Genomic DNA, 23,605 nt, shown 5'->3' on the forward strand with positions numbered 1-23,605 from the left:
TGTTCGCCGGAACGGCTTGACTCAGGACGGAAGGCGGTCGCAGTGGGGGCCAACGGCAACGGGGCCAACCCGGGCACCAGACAGAAGCTCGAAAAGGTCGTCATTCGTTTCGCGGGCGACTCCGGTGACGGCATGCAGCTCACTGGTGACCGCTTCACCTCCGAGGCCGCACTCTTCGGCAATGACCTTGCGACGCAACCGAATTACCCCGCGGAGATCCGCGCACCACAGGGCACGCTGCCCGGGGTGTCGTCCTTCCAGATCCAGATCGCCGACTACGACATCCTGACCGCGGGCGACCGTCCCGACGTTCTCGTCGCGATGAACCCCGCTGCGCTGATGGCCAACGTTTCCGACCTGCCCCGCGGCGGGCTGATCATCGCAAACTCCGATGAATTCACCAAGCGCAATCTGGCGAAAGTCGGCTACGAGGGCAATCCCCTGGAGAACGACGACCTGTCCGACTACGTCGTGCAGGCGGTGCCGATGACCACGCTGACACTGGGTGCGGTCGAGGAGATCGGCGCGTCGAAGAAGGACGGCCAGCGCGCCAAGAACATGTTCGCTCTCGGTCTGCTGTCGTGGATGTACGGCCGTGAGCTCGAGCACAGCGAGGCGTTCATCCGCGACAAGTTCGCCCGCAAGCCCGACATCGCCGAGGCCAACGTGCTGGCGTTGAAGGCCGGCTGGAATTACGGCGAAACCACCGAGGCGTTCGCGGGCAGTGTCTACGAGGTCGCGCCCGCCAAGCTCAAGAGCGGTGAGTACCGCCAGATTTCGGGTAACACCGCGCTGGCCTACGGCATCGTGGCTGCGGGTCATCTGAGTGATCTGCAGGTGGTGCTCGGCACCTACCCGATCACCCCGGCGTCGGACATCCTGCACGAGCTGTCCAAGCACAAGAACTTCAACGTGCTGACCTTCCAGGCCGAGGACGAGATCGCCGGCATCGGTGCGGCCATCGGCGCGTCGTACGGCGGTGCGCTGGGCGTCACCAGCACCTCCGGACCCGGCATCTCACTGAAGTCGGAGGCCATGGGTCTCGCGGTGATGACCGAGCTGCCGCTGATCGTCATCGACGTGCAACGCGGCGGCCCCTCGACGGGTCTGCCGACCAAGACCGAACAGGCCGACCTGCTTCAGGTGCTCTTCGGGCGCAACGGCGAATCGCCGGTCGCGGTGGTGGCGCCGAGGTCCCCGTCGGACTGCTTCGACGTCGCCGTCGAGGCCGTCCGCATCGCCATCAACTACCACACTCCCGTGATCATCCTGTCCGACGGCGCGATCGCGAACGGCTCTGAACCGTGGCAGATTCCGGACGTCAGCACCTACGAGAAGATCGAGCACACCTTCGCCAAGACGGGTGAGCCCTTCCAGCCGTACGCGCGAGACCCCGAGACGCTGGCCCGCCAGTTCGCGGTGCCGGGCACTCCAGGCCTCGAGCACCGCATCGGCGGGCTGGAAGCGGCCAACGGCTCGGGCAACATTTCCTACGAGCCGAAGAACCACGACCTGATGGTGCGGCTGCGCCAAGCCAAAGTCGACGGCATCACCGTGCCGGACCTCGAGGTCGACGACCCCACCGGCGACGCGGAGCTGTTGATGCTCGGCTGGGGGAGCAGCTACGGCCCCATCGGCGAAGCCTGCCGTCGCGCGCGGCGTAAGGGCATCAAAGTGGCCCAGGCGCACCTGCGCAATCTGAGCCCTTTCCCCGCCAACTTGGGCGAGGTGCTGCGGCGCTACCCCAACGTGGTGTTGCCGGAGATGAACCTCGGCCAGCTGGCGCTGCTGCTGCGCGGCAAGTACCTGGTCGACATTCAGTCCGTGACCAAGGTGGAGGGTATGGCGTTCCTCGCCGACGAGGTGGAGGGCATCATCGATGCCGCGCTCGACGGAACGCTGGGCGACAAGGAAATTGACAAGGCCAAATTCGCGCGGCTCGCTGCGGCCACCATCGAAACCGAAACTGGCGTGGGAGCAATCGCATGACCGACCTAATTGGTGCAGATCTCGGACTGACGGCTGGAACCAGCCTGGTCCCGACGACCGACGAGCCGCAGAAGTCGAAGGACTTCACCAGCGACCAGGAAGTCCGCTGGTGCCCTGGCTGCGGCGACTACGTCATCCTCAATACGATCCGCAACTTCCTGCCCGAGCTCGGGCTGCGTCGCGAGAACATTGCGTTCGTCAGCGGTATCGGCTGCTCGAGCCGATTCCCGTACTACCTGCAGACCTACGGATTCCACTCGATCCACGGGCGCGCGCCGACGATCGCGACGGGACTGGCGCTGGCCCGCCAAGACCTGTCGGTGTGGGTCGTCACCGGTGACGGCGACGCGCTGTCGATCGGCGGCAACCATCTGATCCATGCGCTACGTCGCAACGTCAATCTGACGATCCTGCTGTTCAACAACCGGATCTACGGTCTGACCAAGGGGCAGTACTCGCCGACGTCAGAGACGGGCAAGGTCACCAAGTCGACCCCGATGGGTTCGCTGGACTACCCGTTCAATCCGGTGTCATTGGCGCTCGGTGCCGAGGCGACATTCGTTGGCCGCGCCCTGGACTCCGACCGCAAGGGCCTGTCCGAGGTGCTTCGTGGCGCTGCCGAGCACCGCGGCGCCGCGCTCGTCGAGATCATGCAGGACTGCCCGATCTTCAACGACGGCTCGTTCGACGCGCTGCGCAAGGAAGGCGCCGAGGAGCGGCTCATCAACCTGACCCACGGCGAGCCCATCACCTTCGGCGGCGATGGCGAATACTGCGTCGTCAAGTCGGGCTACGGGCTCGAGGTCGCCAAGACGGCCGATGTGTCGGCCGACGAGATCGTCGTCCACGACGCGCAGCTGGAGGATCCGGCATACGCGTTCGCGCTGTCGCGGCTCTCCGAGCAGAACCTCGACCACATGGTGATGGGGATCTTCCGGAAGGTCAGCAAGCCGACCTACGACGACGCCGCCCGCCAGCAGGTCGCCGCGGCGCGCGATGCCAAGCCGCACGACACGGCCGCGTTGCAGTCGCTGCTCCGGGGCAAAGACACCTGGACCGTCGACTAATCTCACTGACGTGACGTCCCCCGTACCGCTTGCAGCGGTCATTCTGGCCGGCGGGGCTTCCCGTCGAATGGGCCGCGACAAGGCCACCGTCATGTTCGACGGCCAAACCCTCGTCGAGCGGATGGTGTCAGCCGTCAGCCCGAGATGTGCACCCGTGTTCGTCGTCGCCGCCCCGGGTCAGGCGTTGCCGACCCTGGACGCGCACATCCTGCGGGACGACATCCGGGGCGTGGGGCCACTGCTGGCAACAGGCCGCGGGTTGCGTGCCGCCGCGGACGCCGGCCTCGAGCTCGCCTTCGTCTGCGCCGTCGACATGCCCCTGCTGTCGGCCGATCTGATCGACGAACTCGACGGTCCGGCCGTCCGACTCGGGGCCGACGTCGTGCTGCCGTGGGACGGTCGCACCCACTATCTCGCCGGGATCTACCGCACCAGCCTGCATGAGCGGGTGTCCGAACTCGTCGACGCGGGGGAGCGCAGCATGCGCGCCCTGGTCGAGAGCGTCGACACCCAGCGGGTGGTCATGCCCGAGCAGGCGTCGCTGACCAACGTCAACACGGTCGCCGAGCTTCGGGCCACGGCGTCCTCTCGAATCGCCTAGCAAATTCGAAAATTCAAGTCCATTTAATTCGCCACCTATCGGAAGCAATTCGGTGCACCGAATTGCGTCGATATTTCTCCGTGATATAGACCCCATCGACAGTGGCACCCGGTAGCCGAGGAAAGTCGAGTATCGCCGGGCGGCAACTCAGATATCTTGTCCAACAGGAACTTTCGAATTCATCGACTGGGCGGTACGCGCCAATTCGATCGCGGATCGGGTCGAATTTCGTTCTCGGGCAGCGCCGTGGGTGAATGGGACGTCGCTACCCGTGACGTCCCTTTGCCCTTCCCGCCGGCGGCGGGCAACGGTAAGGGTGTTCTCGGCACATTGCGGTCCAGGCTGGGCATCCGAGACACGCGTAATGTGCTGTAGCACAGTACTTTCAAGCTATCGAGCGCTTTCAATTCCGGAATGCCCATCGATTGGTGTGTGCAGCTGCGAGACGACGCTGTGCATCAAATGTCAAGGGGGGCTGGGCATTGGCGCTAATGCGCTGCACTCTCGCGTCATCGGTGATACCAGCGAACCGATCGACCGATGATGGCGTGCACCAGCGACTTCTCCACTCATGCTGGATGTTTCGCTGCGAAAGTGGGGGTTCTGAGCGTCAGAGATGGTGGGCTGGGTCACAAATTACCAGTGAGATGGCTCACGGTGATCAGCCGAAGCTGTGAAATCCTCAGCTTCGGGAAACGTGCGGATGACCTGCGCAGACGTTCGGCTTAGCCCAGCGTGATCAGTCCGTGATCTGACCGCGACACGATCTTGACCGAAATTACTTTCGCCCAATCGGTTTGTACGGTCCTAATCGGCTTCTCAGGGAGCAAATAACTCAAAAACCACGAAACCTGCGTGTGAGTGGGGCCGAGCGGTCATTACGCAACCGACGGCCACCGGACGCGTTCGTCCGGTGAGGCGCTTTCCGCTTCCCACTGCTGCACCTACCCGAGACGGTGCGGCCCAAAACCCCGGCCTGTGATCAGGCACGTGCCCCGTGCGTCCTCGCACGGGTTTGGTTGGCGCGCGCACGTCGAAAGGATCGAAGTTGAAGAACATCCGCAAGACGATTGGTCTGGCGACCTTCGCCGGCGCGCTCGCCGTGACGCCGATGGCGCTGGCAGGAACCGCCAATGCGGAGGGCGTCAACTGGGATGCGGTCGCGGCTTGTGAGTCCGGCGGCAACTGGGCGATTAATACGGGTAACGGCTACTACGGCGGCCTGCAGTTCAGCATGGGCACCTGGCGTTCCAACGGCGGCAGCGGCTCGCCGCACAACGCCAGCCGTGAAGAGCAGATCCGCGTCGCGGAGAACGTTTTGCAGTCGCAGGGCATCGGCGCATGGCCGAGCTGCGGCGGACGCGGCTAGTAATTGGGTAGGACCCCCCGTTGAGGCGGTGTTCAGGCGAAAGGCCTGGACACCGCCTCTTCTTTCTCAGAGGCCTCTTACGCCAATTAAGTAACGATTAAAACTTTTGACGCTTACGTAACACGTGACCTTCCTCACCCGAAACACCGGATAGCCGCATCGAAGCAAGCACAGCGCTTCGCGCGGGCCTTGAGTTCCAAACGGTCGGGGAAGGACCGCAGAAATGAAGTTTTCGAAGCTTGTCGCCAAGGGCCTGCTGACCGCCGCCATCTCCGGCGCGCTCGCCCTCGTGCCGATGGCCATGTCCACCGCCACCGCGAATGCGGATTCGGTCAACTGGGACGCCATCGCCGAATGTGAGTCGGGTGGTAACTGGTCCATCAACTCCGGCAACGGCCACTACGGCGGCCTGCAGTTCAAGCAGGCGACGTGGAACTCCAACGGCGGCAGGGGTAACCCCGCGACGGCCTCTCGCGCCGAGCAGATCCGCGTGGCCGAGAACGTCCTGCGCACCCAGGGCCTCAAGGCGTGGCCGAAGTGCGGCCCCCGTGGAGCCTCGCCTGCCGTCTGGAAAACCCCGGGCTCCGCGCCGTCGGTGCCGGCTGTGCCCGCGGCCGCGGGCGGGTGCGCCGCGATGCCGTCGAGCGCGTTCCTCGGCTTCCTCAATCCGCGCCAGATGTGCGCCACGCTGCTCGGCGGCTGACCTCGAGGCTGATCTCAGACCGGCTGGACGTCGCGGTCGGTAGGTAGCGCGAACGCCGAGCGGGCCGCGACCGTGGCCAAGTGCCGCGTGACCAGCGCTTCGGGGCCCAGGACGCTCGCGCGGGCGAACGCAGCGCTGAGCAGCGGCGGCAGGTTCACAATCCGGCCGATCGTCTTGGACTCCCGCACCAGCGAGCGCACCCGAGGGCTGCGGAACGCCGCGAACCGGCTGAACGCGGTGCTCAGATCGGCGCTCCTGTCGACGAAGGAAGCCAGGATTGCCGCGTCCTCGAGCCCCTGGCAGCCGCCCTGACCCAGATGTGGCCGCATCGGATGAGCCGCGTCACCGACCGCCACGATGGTTCCCCTGGCCCACTGCCGTGCCGGGTCACGGTCGTAAAGGTCGTTGCGCAACACACGGGCCGGATCCGTGGCGGCCAGCACTGCGGGGATGGGCTCCGCCCACGCACCGAATTTGGCCTTCAGGTAGTTGAGCTCGCCCTGCGGCGCGCTGCGTCCTTCGGACGTGCGTTCGGTGGCGAACCAATAGGTGCTGTCCCCGCCGAGGGGCACGTGGCCGAACTCGACCGCGGGGCCGAGGACCTCGCCTGCGAAGTCGGGGTCGATCGTGCACTCGGCCACCCCCCGCCACGCCGTGTAACCGACATAGCGGTTACCCAACGGGCCGTTCAGATGGCGCGCCACCATCGAATGCGTGCCGTCCGCGCCGACGACCGCATCGGCCTGAACGGTGGTCGAGTCCGAGAGGCTCACCTGTACACCGTCGGCGGTGGCCACCAGGGAGCGGGCCGCGAGCCCGTATCGCAGGGTGCCCTCGGCAAGCCGGCCGGCCAGCACCGACGTCAGGACATTCCGGTGGATCACCACCAGCGGTTCACCGAGCGCCTCGACCAGTCGCTGCGGCGACGGGTGGCGCAGCCAGGTCCCGTCACGCCAGCGCATCGCCCCAGCGGTGATCCGGCCGCCCGCGCCGCGGACCGCGTCGCCCAGGCCGATTTCGTCGAGGGCGGCCAGTGCGTTGGGCCAGATGCTGATGCCCGCGCCGGATGAGGTGTCGGTGCGCTCCTCGATGACCGAGACGTCGTGGCCGTGCTGTTGGAGCGCGTTGGCGGTCGCCAGTCCGGCGATGCCCGCCCCGATCACCAGGATCCGCTTCGGCATCCGTCGAACGTAGCGCGCGCGCCTAGAGATCGAAGATGAGGAGCGTGCTGGTCGCGGTGGCGACAATCGCGCCGGATTCGTCCGTCACAACACCGTCGGAGAAGCCGACGCGCGATCCGGTCTTCACCACTGTGCCCACCGCGGTGAGGACGCCGCTGCTCAGGCGTACCGCCTTGAGGTAGTTGACCTTGATCTCGATCGAGGTGTAGCCCTTGCCCGCGGGAAGGGTGCTGTGGACGGCGCAGCCTGTCACCGAGTCCAACAGCGTGCAAATCAGCCCGCCGTGAATCGCGCCGATCGGGTTGTACGCGGATTCGTCCGGCTGGCAGGTGAATACGACTCGACCTTCGTGGGCTTCGGCTATGGCGAACTCCATCAGTCCGCTGATCGGCGCCTGCGGTAGACGGCCCTCGGCTATCGCCTGCAGGTAGTCCAGACCCGCCATCGTCAGTCCCTTGGCGGTGCTCGGGCCCGGCTCATGCCATGTGATGGTCTTCGAGCGTTGCGGGCCCCAGTCGGTGCGGGCGTCGTTATCGGTCAGGTCTGCGGTCATCGCGTGTCCTTCGATTTGGTCATAGACGGGTAGCGGCGTTGGCGGTCGGGGTCATCGAGGGCGACGGCGTGCGCCTTGCCCCACTCCAGGAGTGCGTCCAGGACGGGAATCAACTCCTCACCGGGCGCGGTGAGACGGTATTCGTATCGCGGGGGAGCGCTTTGGTACTGCGAGCGGGTGACGACATTCGCGTTCTCCAGCGCCTTCAGTCGGGCCGCGATGCGGTCGCGGGGTGCGCCGGTGCCGCGCACGATGTCGGTGAAGTGGTTGGCGCCCAGCGCGATCTCCCGGATGACGAGCAGCGCCCAGCGTTCTCCGACGACCTCCAACGCCGCGGCGATCGGGCATGGCCGACCGGGGAGTGCTGCCAACGGACGTGCGTGCGGCGAGGTCATGTCGCCAGCGTGCCACGAGTCAGTTTGAAAATCAAACCTACGGTGCCCAGCGGTCTTGGTGGAGGTCGGGACGCGACGGCGTGTGCTACCAACATGGGCATGACGCAGCCGACGCCGTTCGACGACCTCGACGCCTACGTCGCGTTGCCCCGTGTCACAGGCCTGGCGGTGTCGGCGGACGGCACCCGCGTCGTGACCACCGTCGCCGAGCTCAACGAGAAGCGCACCGAGTACGTCAGTGCCATTTGGGAGCTCGACCCCGCGGCCGGGCAGCCGGCGCGACGGCTGACCCGAGGGGCCAAGGGTGAGTCGTCGCCGGTGTTCACCGCCGACGGCGACGTGCTATTCGTGGCTTCCCGGCCCACCGAGGGCGACGACAAGCCGCCCGCGGCGCTGTGGCGCCTGCCCATGGCGGGCGGTGAGGCTTTCGAGGCGCTCGCATTGCCCGGCGGAATCGAGGCCGTGCGCACCGCCGCCGAGGCGGACCTCGCCGTGGTGCGCGCGCCGGCGATGCCCTCGGCCCGCAGTGTCGACGACGATCGCCGTCTTCGGGAGCTACGCAAGGACACCAAGGTCACGGCCATCCTGCACACCGGTTACCCGATTCGCCACTGGGACAAGGACCTCGGACCGGGCGTGCCGCACCTGTTCGGCACCGGTCTCGATGACGACACCCCGAGGGACCTGACCGAAGCGCCGGGAAGCGCCTTGTGGGACACGGACTTCGATGTCAGTCCCGACGGCCGGTTCGTCGTCACCGGCTGGCAGCAGCCGGCCGCGGGTGCTGCCAAACATGCCGTTCTGGTGCGAATAGACACCGATAGCGGCGATCGAAGGGTGATCGCCGACGACCCCGACGGTGACTTGTGGAGCCCGGTGATCTCACCGGATGGATCGTCGGTCGTATACGTCCGCGAATGGTATTCGACGCCCGAGATGGCACCACGGATCACACTGCATCACTTGAGATTCGGCGATGATCCGATCGAGATCGCGCCGGACTGGGACCGTTGGGCGACGTCGATGACGTGGTCACGCGACGGCGCAGCGCTGATCGTCACGGCGGACCAGGACGGCCGAGGTCCGGTCTTCGCGATCGATCCGGCCGATGGCACCGTCATGCAACTGACGCACGACGACTACACCTACAGCGACGTCAACACCGCGCCCGGCGGGGTGATCTACGCGCTGCGCAGCTCCTATTCGGCGCCGCCTCATCCGGTGCGCATCGATCCCGACGGGTCGGTCACCGAGTTGCCCTGTGTCGACCTGCCGCCGCTTCCCGGCACGCTGACCGAGGTCGAGGCGACAGCGACCGACGGCACCCGGGTGCGTTCATGGCTCGCGCTGCCGGAGGGCGACAGGCCCGCGCCGCTGCTGTTGTGGATTCATGGCGGCCCGCTCGGCAGCTGGAATGTCTGGTCGTGGCGATGGAATCCCTGGTTGTTGGCCGCGCGGGGCTATGCGGTGTTGCTGCCCGATCCTGGGTTGTCGACGGGGTACGGCCAGGACTTCATCCAGCGAGGGTGGGGTGCGTGGGGAAGCGCGCCGTACGAGGATCTGATGGCGGCTACGGACGCGGCGTGTGAGCATCCGCGTGTCGATGCCGATCGGACCGCGGCGATGGGCGGATCTTTCGGTGGTTACATGGCCAATTGGGTTGCCGGACACACCGATCGGTTTGATGCGATCGTCACGCACGCGAGCCTTTGGGCGCTCGAGCAGTTCGGCACCACCACCGACGCGTCGTACTACTGGGTGCGGGAGATGACCCCGGAGATGGCGGCGGCGAACTCGCCACACCTCCACGTCGGCCAGATCGCCACCCCGATGCTGGTCATCCACGGCGACAAGGACTATCGCGTACCCATCGGCGAAGCGCTGCGCCTCTGGTATCAACTGCTCACCGAATCGCGGCTGCCCGCCGCCGACGACGGCACCAGCCCGCACCAATTCCTGTACTTCCCGTCCGAGAACCACTGGGTGCTCACCCCTGCGCACGCCAAAATCTGGTACCAGGTGGTACTGGCTTTCCTCAGCCGTCACGTGCTCGGTGAGGACGTCGAGCTGCCGGAGACGCTCGGGTAGCGTCGCGCCCATGGGTACCGATCGCGAATTCGACATCGTCCTGTACGGGGCCACCGGCTTCGTCGGCAAGCTGACGGCCGCATACCTGGCCAAAGCCGGTGCCGACGCCCGCATCGCGCTGGCGGGCAGGTCAGAGGACAAGCTGCTCGCGGTACGAGAGTCGTTGGGGGAGTCGGCGCAATCCTGGGAGCTGATTGCGGCCGACGCTTCACAGCCGTCGTCACTTGACGCCATGGCAGCCCGGACGCAGGTCGTGGTGACGACCGTCGGGCCCTACCTGAAGTACGGGCTGCCGTTGGTGGCCGCGTGCGCTGCTGCGGGAACCGACTACGCCGATTTGACCGGGGAAAGCCTCTTCATCCACGAATGCATCGACCTGTTTCACAAACAGGCGATCGACACCGGTTCACGTATCGTCCACTCATGCGGATTCGACTCGATCCCTTCGGATCTCACCGTATTCGCACTGCACCGTCGCGCAGAACAGGACAAATCGGGTGAGCTCGCCGAAACCAACCTGGTGGTTCGAACCTTCGCGGGAGGAGTGTCAGGTGGCACGGTCGCATCGATGCTGGAGCTGATGCGTGCGGCCTCGACTGACCCCGAGGCCAGGCGTGTGATGAACGACCCCTACACCTTGACGCCCGATCGCGCCGCCGAACCGGAACTCGGCGGCCAGCCGGACCTGCGCTGGCGTCGTGGCGGTGACATCGCTCCCGAGCTCGACGGCTATTGGGCCGGGCCGTTCGTGATGGCCGCAGCGAACACGCGAATTGTCCGCCGCAGCAATGCATTACTGGATTACGGCTACGGTCGGCGGTTCGAGTATGCCGAGCAGATGAGTATGGGCCGCTCCTTCGCCGCACCAGTGACGACCGCAGTGAGCGCAGGGGCGAACAATGTGCTGATGGCGCTGGGGAGCCGCTACTTCAACCGGCTGCCAAGCAAGCTCATCGAGCGCATCGTCCCGAAACCCGGCACCGGACCGAGCGAGCGTGCGCGTGACAACGGGCATTACACGGTCGAGACGTATACGACGACGACAACCGGTGCGCGCTATCGGGCGACCATGTCGCAGAAGGGTGACCCGGGCTACAAGGCCACATCGGTGTTGTTGGGCGAGTCGGCGTTGGCGCTGGCCTTCGACCGTGACCGACTAACCGATTTACGGGGCGTCCTGACACCTGCGGCAGCGATGGGAGATGCGTTGCTCGCGCGATTCCCCGCTGCCGAAGTGCTTTTGGAGACAACGCGACTAGCCTGAATTCGTCCTTGTTCCGCCCATTGACCGAACGCCTGTGCGCCAAGAGTGTGTGGACTAGTTTTGACCGCGGCAGAGCATATTTCAGCGACGAAGGTGGGCGGTAATGGCTGGTCTTGACGAACTGTTCGCACAAATCCCGGTACAGGACATCGCGAAGAAGATCGGTGCCGATGAAGGCGAAGTGAACAACGCGATCCGCACCCTGGTGCCCGCGCTGGTCGGTGGTCTGGCCGAGAACGTGCAGGCCGATCAGATCGACTCGAGCGACCTCGAATCCGCGGTGGCCCAGCAAGGCGCGAGCGGCCTGCTCGACGGCGGCGTCAGCGTCGACCAGGTCGACGAAAAGCAGGGCGACCAATACGTCGCGAAGATTTTCGGCGGCAACGACAGCGGGGCAGTCGCGTCCGCGCTCGCCGGTCAGGGCGCCGGTGGCGGCGACCTGATCAAGCAACTGCTGCCGATCCTGGCGCCCATCGTGCTGGCCTACATCGGCAAGCAACTCACCAAGGGTTCGGTGCCGGGTGAGGCCCAGCAGGCGCCCGCGGGCGGCGGCGGAGGTCTCGGCGACATCCTCGGCGGCATCCTCGGCGGCGCTGGTGGTGGCGGTGGCGGTGGCAACAACCCGCTGGGCAGCATCCTGGGCAGCGTGCTGGGCGGCAGCGGCGGTCAGAGCAACCCGGTTGGCGAGATTCTGGGCGGATTGCTCGGCGGCAAGAGGTAGGCCGCCGACCGGGCGCATGTGCGCCCGGCAATCCACCTGAACGGCCACCACGCTGGAGTTCATAGAATGGCGCGGTGACCGACAGCTCCCGCCCCGGCCTTAACGCCCTGCCCAAATCCTGGGATCCCGGCGCGGTCGAGAGCGATCTGTACGAGGGCTGGGTCAATGCCGGCTACTTCGAGGCCGACGCCGCCAGCGAGAAGCCGCCGTACTCGATCGTTCTCCCGCCGCCGAATGTGACGGGCAGCCTGCACATGGGCCACGCGCTCGACCACACGTTGATGGACGCGCTGACTCGCCGCAAGCGCATGCAGGGCTACGAGGTGTTGTGGCTGCCCGGCATGGACCATGCGGGCATCGCGACCCAGAGCGTCGTCGAAAAGCAACTCGCCGTCGACGGGAAGACCAAAGAGGACTTCGGCCGCGAGCTGTTCATCGACAAGGTCTGGGACTGGAAACACGACTCCGGTGGCACGATCGCCGGGCAGATGCGCCGCCTCGGCGACGGTGTCGACTGGAGCCGTGACCGGTTCACCATGGACGAGGGCCTGTCGCGCGCGGTGCGCACCATCTTCAAGCGGCTGTTCGACGCCGGGCTGATCTACCGCGCCGAACGGCTGGTGAACTGGTCGCCCGTGCTCGAGACCGCCGTGTCTGACCTCGAGGTCAAGTACGAGGACGTCGAAGGCGAGCTGGTGTCGTTCCGGTACGGCTCGCTGCGCGACGACGAACCGCACATCGTGGTGGCGACCACCCGCCTCGAGACGATGCTCGGCGACACCGCGATCGCGGTGCACCCCGACGACGAACGCTATCGCGATCTGGTCGGCAAAACCCTGCCGCATCCGTTCATCGACCGCGAGATGATCGTCGTCGCCGATGCGCACGTGGACCCCGAGTTCGGCACCGGCGCAGTAAAGGTCACCCCGGCACACGATCCCAACGACTTCGAGATCGGCATGCGCCACCAGTTGCCGATGCCGACGATCATGGATACCAAGGGCCGGATCGCCGACACCGGAACCGAATTCGACGGTCTGGACCGCTTCGATGCACGCGTCAAGGTCCGTCAGGCGCTCGCCGAACAGGGGCGCGTCGTCGCCGAGAAGCGGCCGTACCTGCACAGCGTCGGCCATTCCGAGCGAAGCGGCGAGCCCATCGAACCGCGGCTGTCGCTGCAGTGGTGGGTCAAGGTCGAATCGCTGGCCGCCGCGGCCGGGGATGCCGTGCGTGAACACCGCACCGTGATCCACCCGCCGAGCCTGGAGCCGCGCTGGTTCGCCTGGGTGGACAACATGCACGACTGGTGCATCTCACGTCAGCTGTGGTGGGGCCACCGCATCCCGATCTGGCACGGCCCCGACGGCGACATGGTGTGCGTCGGCCCGGACGAGACCCCGCCGGCCGGCTGGGAGCAGGACCCCGACGTGCTCGACACCTGGTTCAGCTCGGCACTGTGGCCGTTCTCCACCATGGGCTGGCCCGAGCACACCAAAGAACTCGAGAAGTTCTATCCCACAACGGTTCTGGTCACCGGCTACGACATCCTGTTCTTCTGGGTCGCCCGGATGATGATGTTCGGCACCTTCGTCGCCGACGATCCGGCCATCACGAGCGGGGGGACGCGCGGTCCGCAGGTGCCGTTCGAGAACGTGTTCCTGCACGGGCTGATCCGCGACGAGTTCGGCCGCAAGATGAGCAAGTCGCGCGGCAACGGTATCGATCCGCTCGACTGGGTGGACAAGTTCGGCGCCGACGCGCTGCGCTTCACCCTCGCCCGCGGTGCGAGCCCGGGCGGCGACCTGTCCATCGGTGAGGATCACGCCCGCGCGTCGCGCAACTTCGCCACCAAGCTGTTCAACGCGACCCGATTCGCGCTGATGAACGGCGCCGCACCCGCGCCGCTGCCCGACGTCGGCCAGCTGACCGATGCCGATCGGTGGATCCTCGGACGGCTGGAAGAGGTTCGCGCCGAGGTGGATTCGTCGTTGGATGACTACGAGTTCAGCCGCGCGTGCGAGTCGCTGTACCACTTCGCCTGGGACGAGTTCTGCGACTGGTACGTCGAACTGGCCAAGGTGCAGCTCGCCGATGGGATCACCCACACCACGGCCGTGCTGGCCGCCGCCCTCGACACTCTCCTCAAACTGCTGCACCCGGTCATGCCCTTCGTCACCGAGGTGCTGTGGAAGACGCTGACCGGTGGCGAGTCGCTGGTCATCGCCGACTGGCCGCAGCCGTCGGGTTTCGCGGTGGATCAGCTTGCGACACAGCGGATCACCGATATGCAGAAGCTGATCACCGAGATCCGCCGGTTCCGTAGCGACCAAGGCCTCAACGACCGCCAGCGGGTGCCCGCCCGGCTCTCCGATGTCGCGAAGGCGGATCTGGAGGCCCAACTGCCCGCCATCGCCGCGCTGGCCTGGCTGACCGAAGCCGAAGACGGCTTCAGCCCGTCGGCCGCGGTCGAGGTGAGACTGTCGCAGGCCACGATCGTGGTGGAGCTGGACACGTCGGGCACCGTCGACGTCGCCGCCGAGCGGCGCAGGCTCGAAAAGGATCTGGCCGCCGCGCAGAAGGAACTCGCCGGCACCGAGGGCAAGCTCGGCAACGATGCGTTCCTGGCCAAGGCCCCAGCCGACGTCGTCGACAAGATCCGCAACCGCCAGCAGGTGGCCTCCGAAGAGGTCGACCGGATCACGGCGCGCCTGGCCAGCTTGGCATGACCGCTCCCACCCCGGACGAGGTCGCGGCGCTGCTTCAGGTCGAGCATCTGCTTGATCAGCGTTGGCCGGAAACGAAGCTCGAGCCGAGCACGGCCCGTATCGCCGCGCTGATGCAACTTCTCGGCTCACCGCAACGGAGCTACCCGTCGATCCACATCGCGGGCACCAACGGCAAGACGTCGGTGGCGCGGATGGTCGACGCCCTGCTGACCGCGTTCAGCCGCCGCACCGGCCGCACCACCAGCCCGCACCTGCAGTCGGCAGTCGAGCGCATCTCGATCGACGGAAAGCCGATCAGCCCCGCGAAGTACGTCGAGACCTACCGCGAGATCGAACCGTTCGTGCACATGGTCGACCAGCAGTCCGAAGCGGCCGGCGGACCCGCGATGAGCAAGTTCGAAGTCGTCACCGGGATGGCCTTCGCCGCCTTCGCCGACGCACCCGTCGACGTGGCCGTCGTCGAGGTCGGTCTCGGCGGTCGTTGGGACGCGACCAACGTCGTCGACGCACCCGTCGCCGTCATCACCCCGGTCGGCGTGGATCACACTGACTACCTGGGCGACACCATCGCCGAGATCGCGGGCGAGAAGGCGGGCATCATCACCAAACAGGCGCAGGACCCCGTGCCTATGGGCGCAGATCTGAGCACCGTCGCGGTGATCGCGCGTCAGGTCCCCGAGGCGATGGAAGTGCTGCTGGCCCAGGCGGTGCGGGCCGACGCCGCGGTCGCGCGCGAGGATTCCGAATTCGCGGTGCTCGGCAGGCAGATCGCCGTCGGAGGACAGCTGCTCGAACTGCAGGGCCTCGGCGGGGTGTACAGCGAGGTTTTCCTGCCGCTGCACGGTGAGCATCAGGCGCACAACGCGGCGGTGGCGCTCGCCGCGGTCGAGGCCTTCTTCGGCGCGGGCGCACACCGGCAGCTCGACATCGACACGGTCCGCGCCGGTTTCGCATCCGTCACCAGCCCCGGTCGGCTCGAGCGACTGCGCAGTGCGCCAACGGTTTTCATCGACGCCGCACACAATCCCGCGGGCGCCGTCGCATTGACGCAGGCGCTACAGGACGAATTCGACTTCCGGTTCCTGGTCGGCGTCGTCTCGGTGATGGCCGACAAGGACGTCGACGGGATCCTCGCCGCGCTCGAGCCCGTCCTCGACCAGATCGTGGTGACCCACAATGGTTCGCCGCGCGCGCTGGAGGTCGAGGCGCTGGCGATGCGCGCCGAGGAGCGGTTCGGCCCGGAACGGGTGATCGCCGCACCGACGTTGCCCGACGCGATCGAGACCGCCACGGCACTTGTCGAGGAGGCCGGAAATGAAGGCGAGGGCCTCGGCGGCTTCGGAGGAGTGGGCATGGTGATCACCGGTTCGGTCGTCACGGCGGGCGCGGCGCGGACGCTGTTCGGCAGGGACCCCGAATGACCGGGCAGCCGCAGGGCCAGCCCGACCCCTGGAAGAGTTTTCGCGGCGTGATGGCAGGGACGCTGATCCTGGAGGCGATCGTCGTACTGCTCGCGTTGCCCGTCGTGGCGCGTATCGGCGGCGGGCTGACGGCCGTCAGCGGCGGATATCTGGTCGGGCTCGCCGTGGTGTTGGTGCTGTTCGCCGGAATCCAGGGGCGGCCGTGGGCCATCTGGGCCAACCTGGCATTGCAGCTGGTGGTGATCGCAGGAGTTTTCGTGCACGGCGCGATCGGCTTCATCGGCCTGGTGTTCCTCGGCGTGTGGCTGTTGATCGCCTACCTGCGCTTCGAGGTGTTGCGCAGGCAGAAGCGGGGACTGCTGCCCGGCCAGCAGAGCCCCCCGGACCAGTCCAGCTAGGTTGAATTGCCGGGCTTTCCCCCTACGCTCCGCGTGGGGGTGCCCCCACAACGCGGCGCTTCGTCGCCGCTTGATCGGCGCCCGGCTAGGCTGGCCCGCGTGACTGAGCGCACCCTCGTATTGATCAAGCCCGACGGCGTCAAGCGACAGCTGATCGGCGAGATTCTCAGCCGAATCGAACGTAAAGGCCTGACGGTCGCCGCCCTGCAACTGCAGCTCGTCAGCGATGAGTTGGCCCGCAAGCACTACGCCGAACACGACGGAAAGCCCTTCGTCGGGTCGCTGCTGGAGTTCATCACCTCCGGGCCCGTCGTCGCGGCCATCGTGGAAGGCCCGCGCGCCATCGCGGCATTTCGTCAGATCGCCGGTGGCACCGACCCGGTCGAGAAGGCCGTGCCGGGCACGATCCGCGGGGATTTCGCGCTGATCACCCAGGACAACCTGGTGCACGGCTCGGATTCGCCAGAGTCCGCCGCCCGCGAAATCGAGCTCTGGTTCCCCGGCGCGTAACCTCCGCAAATGACCAGCTTGGCCAGCCTGGTCGGGTGTGGTGGCGTGATGTGGGATACTGGGCACGGGTAATCGGCCGTTTAACCAGTGGGCGAATACCCGAATGAAGACTTTGACGTGCGCGACCATCGCCACGCGCGGTGCGGCGCAGACCGTCCAGCCATCATTCAGACCGGCACTGACGGTCCCCAACCAGGGGATTGATCGGAGCGAGACCATAACAAGCCCGGGCGAAGTGAACCCGGGTCAATAGCGGAAGCCCTCGCGTGGCCGCGTCAAGCACGACGCGCCCGGGGGCTAAAGGAGAATACGTGGCCGACGATGCCCATACCGAAGCCCTATCAGAAGAGTCGCAGCCCGCGGAGGACGCTCAGCCCCAGGGGCTGACCGCCCAGCCGCCCGCTGAGGCCGATCCCGGCATCGGTGCGGACGCTGTCGCAGACGACGTTGCCCCTGAGGACGTCGACGCGCAGGAGTCCGAGGACGGCGGGTCCGAGGACACTGCGGCCGCGCCGCCTACTGCGACCGGCGGCGACGAGCCGTCCGACGAGACCGGCGGCGACGAGACCGGCGGCGACGAGGCGATACCGGAGGCCGCCCAGCAGCACGTGCCTGAGCGCGCCCACTACCAGCCGCTGTTCATGGCGCCCCAGCCGATTCGGGTCGAATACGACTCCGAAGACGACGACGATGACGACGACGAAGACAGCGACGACTCCGGCTCGGATTCCGACGACGAGCAGTCTGATCGGCCGGCGGCGCGCCGCCGACGCCGAGGCCGTCGTGGCCGTGGACGGGGCCGCGGCGAACAGAACGGTGACGACTCTGACGAAGGTGAGTCCGACGGTCGCAGCCAGGACTCCGGCGACGATTCCGATGACTCCGATGATTCCGATGACTCCGACGACGACAGCGGCGATGACGACAGTGCGGGCGGTGAAGGCGGCACACGTCGCCGTCGCCGGCGCCGGCGCCGCAAGTCCGGCCCCGGGGACGACAGCGACGGCGGATCCTCGGACGACCCGCCGAACACCGTGGTCCACGAGCGCGAGCCGCGTAAGTCCGGCCGCGGCGACAAGTCAGGCAAGTCCGGCGACGGCGAGATTCAGGGCATAAACGGATCGACCCGGCTGGAGGCCAAGCGGCAGCGCCGTCGTGACGGACGCGACGCCGGCCGCCGCAGGCCGCCGATCCTGAGCGAGGCGGAGTTCCTCGCCCGGCGCGAAGCCGTCGAGCGGATGATGGTCGTGCGCGACAAGGTCCGCACCGAACCACCACACGAGGGTGCGCGCTACACGCAGATCGCGGTACTCGAAGACGGCGTCGTCGTCGAACATTTCGTGACGTCGGCGGCGTCGGCATCGCTGGTCGGCAACATCTATCTGGGCATCGTGCAGAACGTGCTGCCGTCGATGGAGGCCGCGTTCGTCGACATCGGGCGCGGTCGCAACGGCGTGCTCTACGCAGGCGAAGTGAACTGGGAGGCAGCGGGTCTCGGCGGCGCAGCCCGCAAGATCGAGCAGGCTCTCAAGCCCGGCGACTATGTCGTCGTGCAGGTCAGCAAGGACCCGGTCGGGCACAAGGGCGCCCGGTTGACCACGCAGGTTTCGCTGGCCGGTCGCTACCTCGTCTACGTGCCAGGCGCATCGTCCACCGGGATCAGCCGCAAGTTGCCCGACACCGAACGGCAGCGGCTCAAGGAGATCCTGCGCGAGGTCGTGCCATCCGATGCGGGCGTGATCATCCGCACCGCGTCTGAGGGGGTCAAAGAAGAGGACATCCGCACCGACGTCAACCGGTTGCAGGAACGCTGGACGCAGATCGAGCAACGAGCAACCGAAACCAAGAAGAAGGCGGCAGGCGCCGCCGTCGCGCTCTACGAAGAGCCCGACGTGCTCGTGAAGGTCATCCGCGACCTGTTCAACGAGGACTTCACCGGTCTCATCGTCTCCGGCGACGAGGCCTGGAACACCATCAACGAATACGTGAATTCGGTAGCGCCCGAGCTCGTTCCGCGGATGAGCAAGTACGAGACCGCCGCCCCCGACGGCCCTGACGTGTTCGCCGTGCACCGCATTGACGAGCAGCTGGCCAAGGCCATGGACCGCAAGGTGTGGCTGCCGTCCGGTGGAACATTGGTCATCGATCGCACCGAGGCCATGACGGTGGTCGACGTGAACACCGGCAAGTTCACCGGCTCGGGGGGAAACCTGGAGCAGACCGTCACCCGCAACAACCTCGAGGCCGCCGAGGAGATCGTCCGCCAGCTGAGGCTGCGCGATATCGGCGGCATCGTGGTCATCGACTTCATCGACATGGTGTTGGAATCCAACCGCGATCTCGTGCTGCGGCGGCTGACCGAAGCACTGGCGCGCGACCGCACCCGGCACCAGGTTTCGGAGGTGACGTCGCTCGGTTTGGTGCAGCTGACGCGAAAGAAGTTGGGTACCGGGCTGATCGAGGCCTTCTCGACGACCTGCACGGAATGTGCCGGCAGGGGAATCCTGCTGCACGGCGACCCCGTCGACTCGACCTCCAACGGCGGCCGCAAGGCGGAGACGTCCGGCCGTCGGGGCAAGCGCGGCAAGCGCGGCGCTAAGACCGAGGACGTCCCCGTCGCCAAGGTGCCTTCGCATCCCGCCGGCGAGCATCCGATGTTCAAGGCGATGGCCGCAGCCAATGGTCGGCATGAGGACGACGAGGAGGAGACGGACTCGGAGACCTCTCCCGAGGAAGTCGCCGAAGTCGATTCGGAGACCATCCGTCAAGCCGTCGCCGAGGCCCCCGGGGAGGATTCGGAAGAGGACTTCGACGACACGGACGACGACACCGACGAAGATTCGGATGACGAGTCCGATGAGGACGACATCGACCTGGATGACGACGAGGACGACGAGGACGACGACGATATCGAGGTCATCGGCTCTGACTCCGACGACGATGAGGACGACGACGAGGACTCCGACGATTCCGAGGACGACGACTCACTCGAGGACGACGACGATGAGGACTCCGACGACGAGGACTTCGAGGATGACGAGGACTCCGATGACGAGGACGACGAGGACTTCGACGAGCCCGAACCGGCTCACGTCGTCGTTCCGGCCGGTCGGCACCGTCGCCGCGCGGCCGCCAGGCCTGCGGGACCGCCGATCAACGAGGACTGACCGCACGCGCTGACCTGGGGTGGCGTGACCTGCGGTGATTTGACCCTCGCCGCGCGACTCAAGTAATCTTGAGCAGTTGTCGCCAGGCCTACGGCCGGTGGCCATGAAAGACCCAGCAACCCAGACATGCGCAGCCACCAGTAGCGCGCGCCCGGAGACGAGAAGAAGAAGGACCTGATGGCAGGCGATAAGGCCACGTACGCGATCGTCAAGACCGGCGGCAAGCAGTACAAAGTCGCGGTTGGCGACGTGGTGAAGGTCGAGAAGATCGAGGCCGAGGCCGGCGCGAGCGTGTCGCTGCCCGTGGCCCTGGTGGTCGACGGTGCGAAGGTGACCACCGACGTGAAGGCGCTGGAGAAGGTCGCCGTCACCGGTGAGGTGCTCGAGCACACCAAGGGTCCCAAGATCCGCATCCACAAGTTCAAGAACAAGACCGGCTATCACAAGCGGCAGGGTCACCGTCAGCAGCTGACGGTCCTCAAGGTCACCGGAATCAAGTAGTAGGAGGCGACACATGGCACACAAGAAGGGCGCTTCCAGCTCACGTAACGGTCGCGACTCAGCCGCCCAGCGGCTCGGCGTCAAGCGTTTCGGCGGCCAGATCGTCAAGGCCGGCGAGATTTTGGTGCGGCAGCGGGGTACTCATTTCCACCCCGGCACTAACGTCGGGCGGGGCGGCGACGACACGTTGTTCGCCACGGCTCCCGGTGCCGTCACGTTCGGCACAAAGCGTGGCCGCAAGACGGTCAGCGTCGTGCGACCGGTCGCTTCGGAGGCCTAACTTCCTGCCGCGAATGTGAAGCTACTGCGAATTCTCGGCTGAATTCTCGCAGTAGCTTCACACTCGTAGGGAAAGGAAGTCCGATGCCCCGGTTCGTCGACCGTGTCGTGATTCACGCGAAGGCGGGCAACGGCGGGAACGGCTGCGCGTCGGTTCATCGTGAGAAGTTCAAACCACTCGGCGGACCCGACGGCGGAAACGGCGGACGCGGCGGCAGCGTCGTGCTGGTCGTCGACCCGCAGGTGCACACCCTGCTCGACTTCCACTTCCACCCCCATGTCGATGCGCCGTCCGGCAAGCAGGGCATGGGCGGCAACCGCGACGGGGCCGCAGGCGCCGACCTCGAGGTCAAGGTGCCCGACGGGACCGTCGTGCTCGACGAGAAGGGCCGGCTGCTCGCCGACCTGGTCGGCGCGGGCACCCGCTTCGACGCCGCGGCAGGCGGGCGCGGCGGGCTCGGCAACGCCGCATTGGCGTCTCGCGCGCGCAAAGCGCCGGGATTCGCGCTGCTCGGAGAGAAGGGCCAGGTCCGCGACCTCACCCTGGAATTGAAGACGGTTGCGGATGTAGGGCTGGTCGGATTCCCGTCAGCTGGTAAGTCGTCGCTCGTCTCGGCGATCTCGGCGGCCAAGCCCAAGATCGCCGATTACCCGTTCACCACGCTGACGCCCAACTTGGGCGTGGTGTCGGCGGGGGAGAACACCTTCACCGTCGCCGACGTTCCCGGCCTGATTCCTGGGGCATCGGAGGGACGTGGTCTGGGACTCGAATTCCTGCGGCACATCGAGCGATGCGCGGTCTTGGTGCACGTCGTCGACTGCGCGACGCTGGAACCCGGCCGTGATCCGGTATCCGACATCGAGGCACTGGAAGCCGAGTTGGCCGCGTACACCCCGACGCTGCAGGGTGATACGACCCTGGGCGACCTGGCGTCCCGGCCGCGCGCGGTGGTGCTCAACAAGATCGACGTGCCGGAAGCGCGCGAGCTCGCCGACTTCGTCCGCGAGGAAGTCATCCGCAGGTTCGGCTGGCCGGTATTCGAGGTGTCGACGGTGTCGCGAGAAGGATTGCGGCCGTTGACGTTTGCGCTGTGGGACATGGTGGCCGAATATCTTAAGGCGCAGCCTGCCGCCGTGCCCCGCAGGCCGGTGATCCGGCCGATCCCGGTGAACGAGAGCGGCTTCACTGTGGAGTCCGACGGTGAGGGCGGTTTCGTCGTACGCGGTGCGCGGCCCGAACGGTGGATCGCCCAAACGGATTTCACCAATGACGAGGCCGTCGGCTACCTCGGCGACCGGCTGGCACGGCTCGGCGTGGAGGACGAACTGTTGCGCCTGGGCGCCAAGCCGGGCTGCGCGGTCACCATCGGCGACATGACGTTCGATTGGGAACCGCAGACGCCCGCGGGTGTCGACCTGCCGTTGTCCGGTCGCGGAACCGACGTGCGGTTGGAGCAGACGGATCGGCCAGGCGCCTCTGAGCGAAAGGCCGCCCGCCGCGAGCGACGCAGACCCGGCGGTGATTCGTGACCCACCGGGAGAGCATCCGGACCGCACGAAGCGTCGTCGTCAAGATCGGCACCACCGCGCTGACCACGCCATCCGGGGTCTTCGACGTGGCCCGGCTGGCGACGCTGGCCGACGCGATCGAGGCCCGCATGAAGGCCGGTTCTGACGTGGTGATCGTGTCGTCGGGTGCGATCGCCGCCGGTATCGAACCGCTCAAGCTGTCCAGACGGCCCGCCGATCTGGCCACCAAACAGGCGGCTGCCAGCGTCGGACAGGTGGCGTTGGTCAACGCGTGGAATGCGGCGTTCGCCCGTTACAACCGCACCGTCGGACAGGTGCTGTTGACCGCGCACGACATCTCGATGCGGGTGCAGCACACCAACGCTCAGCGCACGCTGGACCGTCTGCGCGCGCTGCATGCCGTCGCGATCGTCAACGAGAACGACACCGTTGCCACCAACGAGATCCGGTTCGGTGACAACGACCGGCTCTCCGCGCTGGTCGCGCACCTCGTCGGGGCCGACGCGTTGGTGCTGTTGTCCGATATCGACGGCCTGTACGACTCCGACCCGCGAAAGGGTAACGCGCGCTTCATCTCCGAGGTGTCCGGCCCTGACGACCTCGAAGGGGTCGTCGCGGGACGCAGTAGCCATCTGGGTACCGGCGGGATGGCGTCGAAGCTGTCGTCGGCGCTGCTGGCTGCCGATGCCGGAGTTCCGGTGTTGTTGGCCGCGGCGAGCGATGCCGCCACCGCGCTGGTCGACGCATCGGTCGGCACTGTGTTCGCTCCGCGACCCGAACGCATGTCGGCGCGCAGGTTCTGGGTCCGCTACGCCGCCGAGGCTTCCGGGGCGCTGACGCTCGACGACGGCGCGGTGCGAGCCGTCGTCAAGCAGCGACGGTCGCTGCTGCCCGCGGGTATCACCGCGGTGTCAGGCCGCTTCTTCGGCGGCGATGTCGTCGAGTTGCGGTCACACGACGCGACGATGGTGGCGCGGGGCGTGGTGGCCTATGACCACGCGGAGTTGGCCACGATGCTGGGCCGGTCGACGTCGGATTTGCCCGCCGAGATGCGCCGTCCCGCGGTCCACGCCGACGACTTAGTCGCCGTCTAACTGCGATTTGTGCACGATCAGGAGCGGTGAGCGCTCCAATTCGTGCAC

20 protein-coding genes are annotated in these 23,605 nt (G+C 66.7%); 17 read left to right on the forward strand and 3 right to left on the reverse strand.

All coding sequences use genetic code 11. The features are described 5' to 3' along the window. The first annotated feature begins 42 nt into the window (after positions 1 to 42). The 5 genes from BST47_RS08995 (at position 43) to BST47_RS09015 (ending at position 5,729) form a co-directional block, all read left to right on the forward strand. Positions 43 to 1,989, forward strand: coding sequence for a 2-oxoacid:acceptor oxidoreductase subunit alpha (locus tag BST47_RS08995; RefSeq protein ID WP_083125192.1), 1,947 nt, complete (start codon positions 43 to 45; stop codon positions 1,987 to 1,989). Next, positions 1,986 to 3,056 (forward strand): 2-oxoacid:ferredoxin oxidoreductase subunit beta, encoded by a 1,071-nt coding sequence (locus BST47_RS09000; protein WP_083125193.1) that lies wholly within the window; start codon positions 1,986 to 1,988, stop codon positions 3,054 to 3,056. The genes BST47_RS08995 and BST47_RS09000 overlap by 4 nt, the downstream gene beginning before the upstream one ends. Before the next feature lie 10 nt (positions 3,057 to 3,066). Further along, entirely contained in the window at positions 3,067 to 3,657 is a 591-nt protein-coding gene (mobA, locus tag BST47_RS09005; protein WP_083125194.1) for a molybdenum cofactor guanylyltransferase, read from the forward strand. Between the two features lie 1,048 nt (positions 3,658 to 4,705). Then, a complete protein-coding gene (locus tag BST47_RS09010) occupies positions 4,706 to 5,026 on the forward strand; it encodes a transglycosylase family protein (RefSeq protein WP_083125195.1) in 321 nt (106 codons plus the stop codon). 223 nt (positions 5,027 to 5,249) lie between these two features. Continuing rightward, on the forward strand, positions 5,250 to 5,729 hold the full coding sequence (locus BST47_RS09015) for a transglycosylase family protein (RefSeq protein ID WP_083125196.1): 480 nt from the start codon (positions 5,250 to 5,252) through the stop codon (positions 5,727 to 5,729). A gap of 14 nt (positions 5,730 to 5,743) precedes the next feature. Here BST47_RS09015 and BST47_RS09020 read toward each other — a convergent pair whose 3' ends face one another. From BST47_RS09020 to BST47_RS09030, 3 genes are read right to left on the reverse strand one after another with little or no spacing between them, the layout of a single operon-like run. Further along, a complete protein-coding gene (locus BST47_RS09020) occupies positions 5,744 to 6,910 on the reverse strand; it encodes an FAD-dependent oxidoreductase (protein ID WP_083125197.1) in 1,167 nt (388 codons plus the stop codon). Positions 6,911 to 6,932: 22 nt separating this feature from the next. Continuing rightward, the gene (locus tag BST47_RS09025; protein ID WP_083125198.1) at positions 6,933 to 7,463 is read right to left on the reverse strand and encodes a PaaI family thioesterase; all 531 of its coding nucleotides are present in this window, start codon (positions 7,461 to 7,463) and stop codon (positions 6,933 to 6,935) included. After that, a complete protein-coding gene (locus tag BST47_RS09030) occupies positions 7,460 to 7,858 on the reverse strand; it encodes a winged helix-turn-helix transcriptional regulator (protein ID WP_083125199.1) in 399 nt (132 codons plus the stop codon). The genes BST47_RS09025 and BST47_RS09030 overlap by 4 nt, the downstream gene beginning before the upstream one ends. 93 nt (positions 7,859 to 7,951) lie before the next feature. On the opposite strand from BST47_RS09030, the gene BST47_RS09035 reads away from it, so the two are divergent. The 12 genes from BST47_RS09035 (at position 7,952) to proB (ending at position 23,557) form a co-directional block, all read left to right on the forward strand. After that, positions 7,952 to 9,946, forward strand: coding sequence for a S9 family peptidase (locus tag BST47_RS09035; protein WP_083125200.1), 1,995 nt, complete (start codon positions 7,952 to 7,954; stop codon positions 9,944 to 9,946). Between the two features lie 10 nt (positions 9,947 to 9,956). Next, a complete protein-coding gene (locus tag BST47_RS09040; RefSeq protein WP_083125201.1) occupies positions 9,957 to 11,210 on the forward strand; it encodes a saccharopine dehydrogenase family protein in 1,254 nt (417 codons plus the stop codon). 103 nt (positions 11,211 to 11,313) lie between these two features. Continuing rightward, on the forward strand, positions 11,314 to 11,931 hold the full coding sequence (locus BST47_RS09045; RefSeq protein ID WP_083125202.1) for a DUF937 domain-containing protein: 618 nt from the start codon (positions 11,314 to 11,316) through the stop codon (positions 11,929 to 11,931). Positions 11,932 to 12,005: 74 nt separating this feature from the next. Next, positions 12,006 to 14,657 carry a valine--tRNA ligase gene (locus BST47_RS09050; RefSeq protein ID WP_083125203.1) on the forward strand — a complete coding sequence of 884 codons (2,652 nt, stop codon included), beginning with the start codon at positions 12,006 to 12,008 and terminating at the stop codon, positions 14,655 to 14,657. Further along, positions 14,654 to 16,078: a bifunctional tetrahydrofolate synthase/dihydrofolate synthase gene (gene folC / locus BST47_RS09055; RefSeq protein ID WP_083125204.1), complete on the forward strand. Its 1,425-nt coding sequence runs from the start codon at positions 14,654 to 14,656 to the stop codon at positions 16,076 to 16,078. The genes BST47_RS09050 and folC overlap by 4 nt, the downstream gene beginning before the upstream one ends. Further along, on the forward strand, positions 16,075 to 16,476 hold the full coding sequence (locus tag BST47_RS09060) for a DUF4233 domain-containing protein (protein WP_083125205.1): 402 nt from the start codon (positions 16,075 to 16,077) through the stop codon (positions 16,474 to 16,476). The genes folC and BST47_RS09060 overlap by 4 nt, the downstream gene beginning before the upstream one ends. A gap of 99 nt (positions 16,477 to 16,575) precedes the next feature. Beyond that, entirely contained in the window at positions 16,576 to 16,986 is a 411-nt protein-coding gene (gene ndk, locus BST47_RS09065; RefSeq protein WP_083125206.1) for a nucleoside-diphosphate kinase, read from the forward strand. Between the two features lie 311 nt (positions 16,987 to 17,297). Then, entirely contained in the window at positions 17,298 to 20,153 is a 2,856-nt protein-coding gene (gene rne / locus BST47_RS09070; RefSeq protein ID WP_234809627.1) for a ribonuclease E, read from the forward strand. A 177-nt stretch (positions 20,154 to 20,330) separates the two neighbouring features. Beyond that, entirely contained in the window at positions 20,331 to 20,654 is a 324-nt protein-coding gene (rplU, locus tag BST47_RS09075; protein ID WP_083125208.1) for a 50S ribosomal protein L21, read from the forward strand. Positions 20,655 to 20,667: 13 nt separating this feature from the next. Beyond that, complete coding sequence (gene rpmA / locus BST47_RS09080) at positions 20,668 to 20,934, forward strand: 50S ribosomal protein L27 (RefSeq protein WP_083125209.1); 267 nt, start codon at positions 20,668 to 20,670, stop codon at positions 20,932 to 20,934. Between the two features lie 83 nt (positions 20,935 to 21,017). Next, positions 21,018 to 22,463, forward strand: a complete 1,446-nt coding sequence (gene obgE / locus BST47_RS09085) for a GTPase ObgE (RefSeq protein ID WP_083125210.1) — start codon at positions 21,018 to 21,020, stop codon at positions 22,461 to 22,463. Next, the gene (gene proB, locus BST47_RS09090; protein ID WP_083125211.1) at positions 22,460 to 23,557 is read left to right on the forward strand and encodes a glutamate 5-kinase; all 1,098 of its coding nucleotides are present in this window, start codon (positions 22,460 to 22,462) and stop codon (positions 23,555 to 23,557) included. The genes obgE and proB overlap by 4 nt, the downstream gene beginning before the upstream one ends. The last annotated feature ends 48 nt before the right edge of the window (positions 23,558 to 23,605 follow it).

Origin of the sequence: Mycolicibacterium tusciae (assembly GCF_002086795.1) — a bacterium.
GTDB classification, from domain to species: Bacteria; Actinomycetota; Actinomycetes; order Mycobacteriales; family Mycobacteriaceae; genus Mycobacterium; species Mycobacterium tusciae.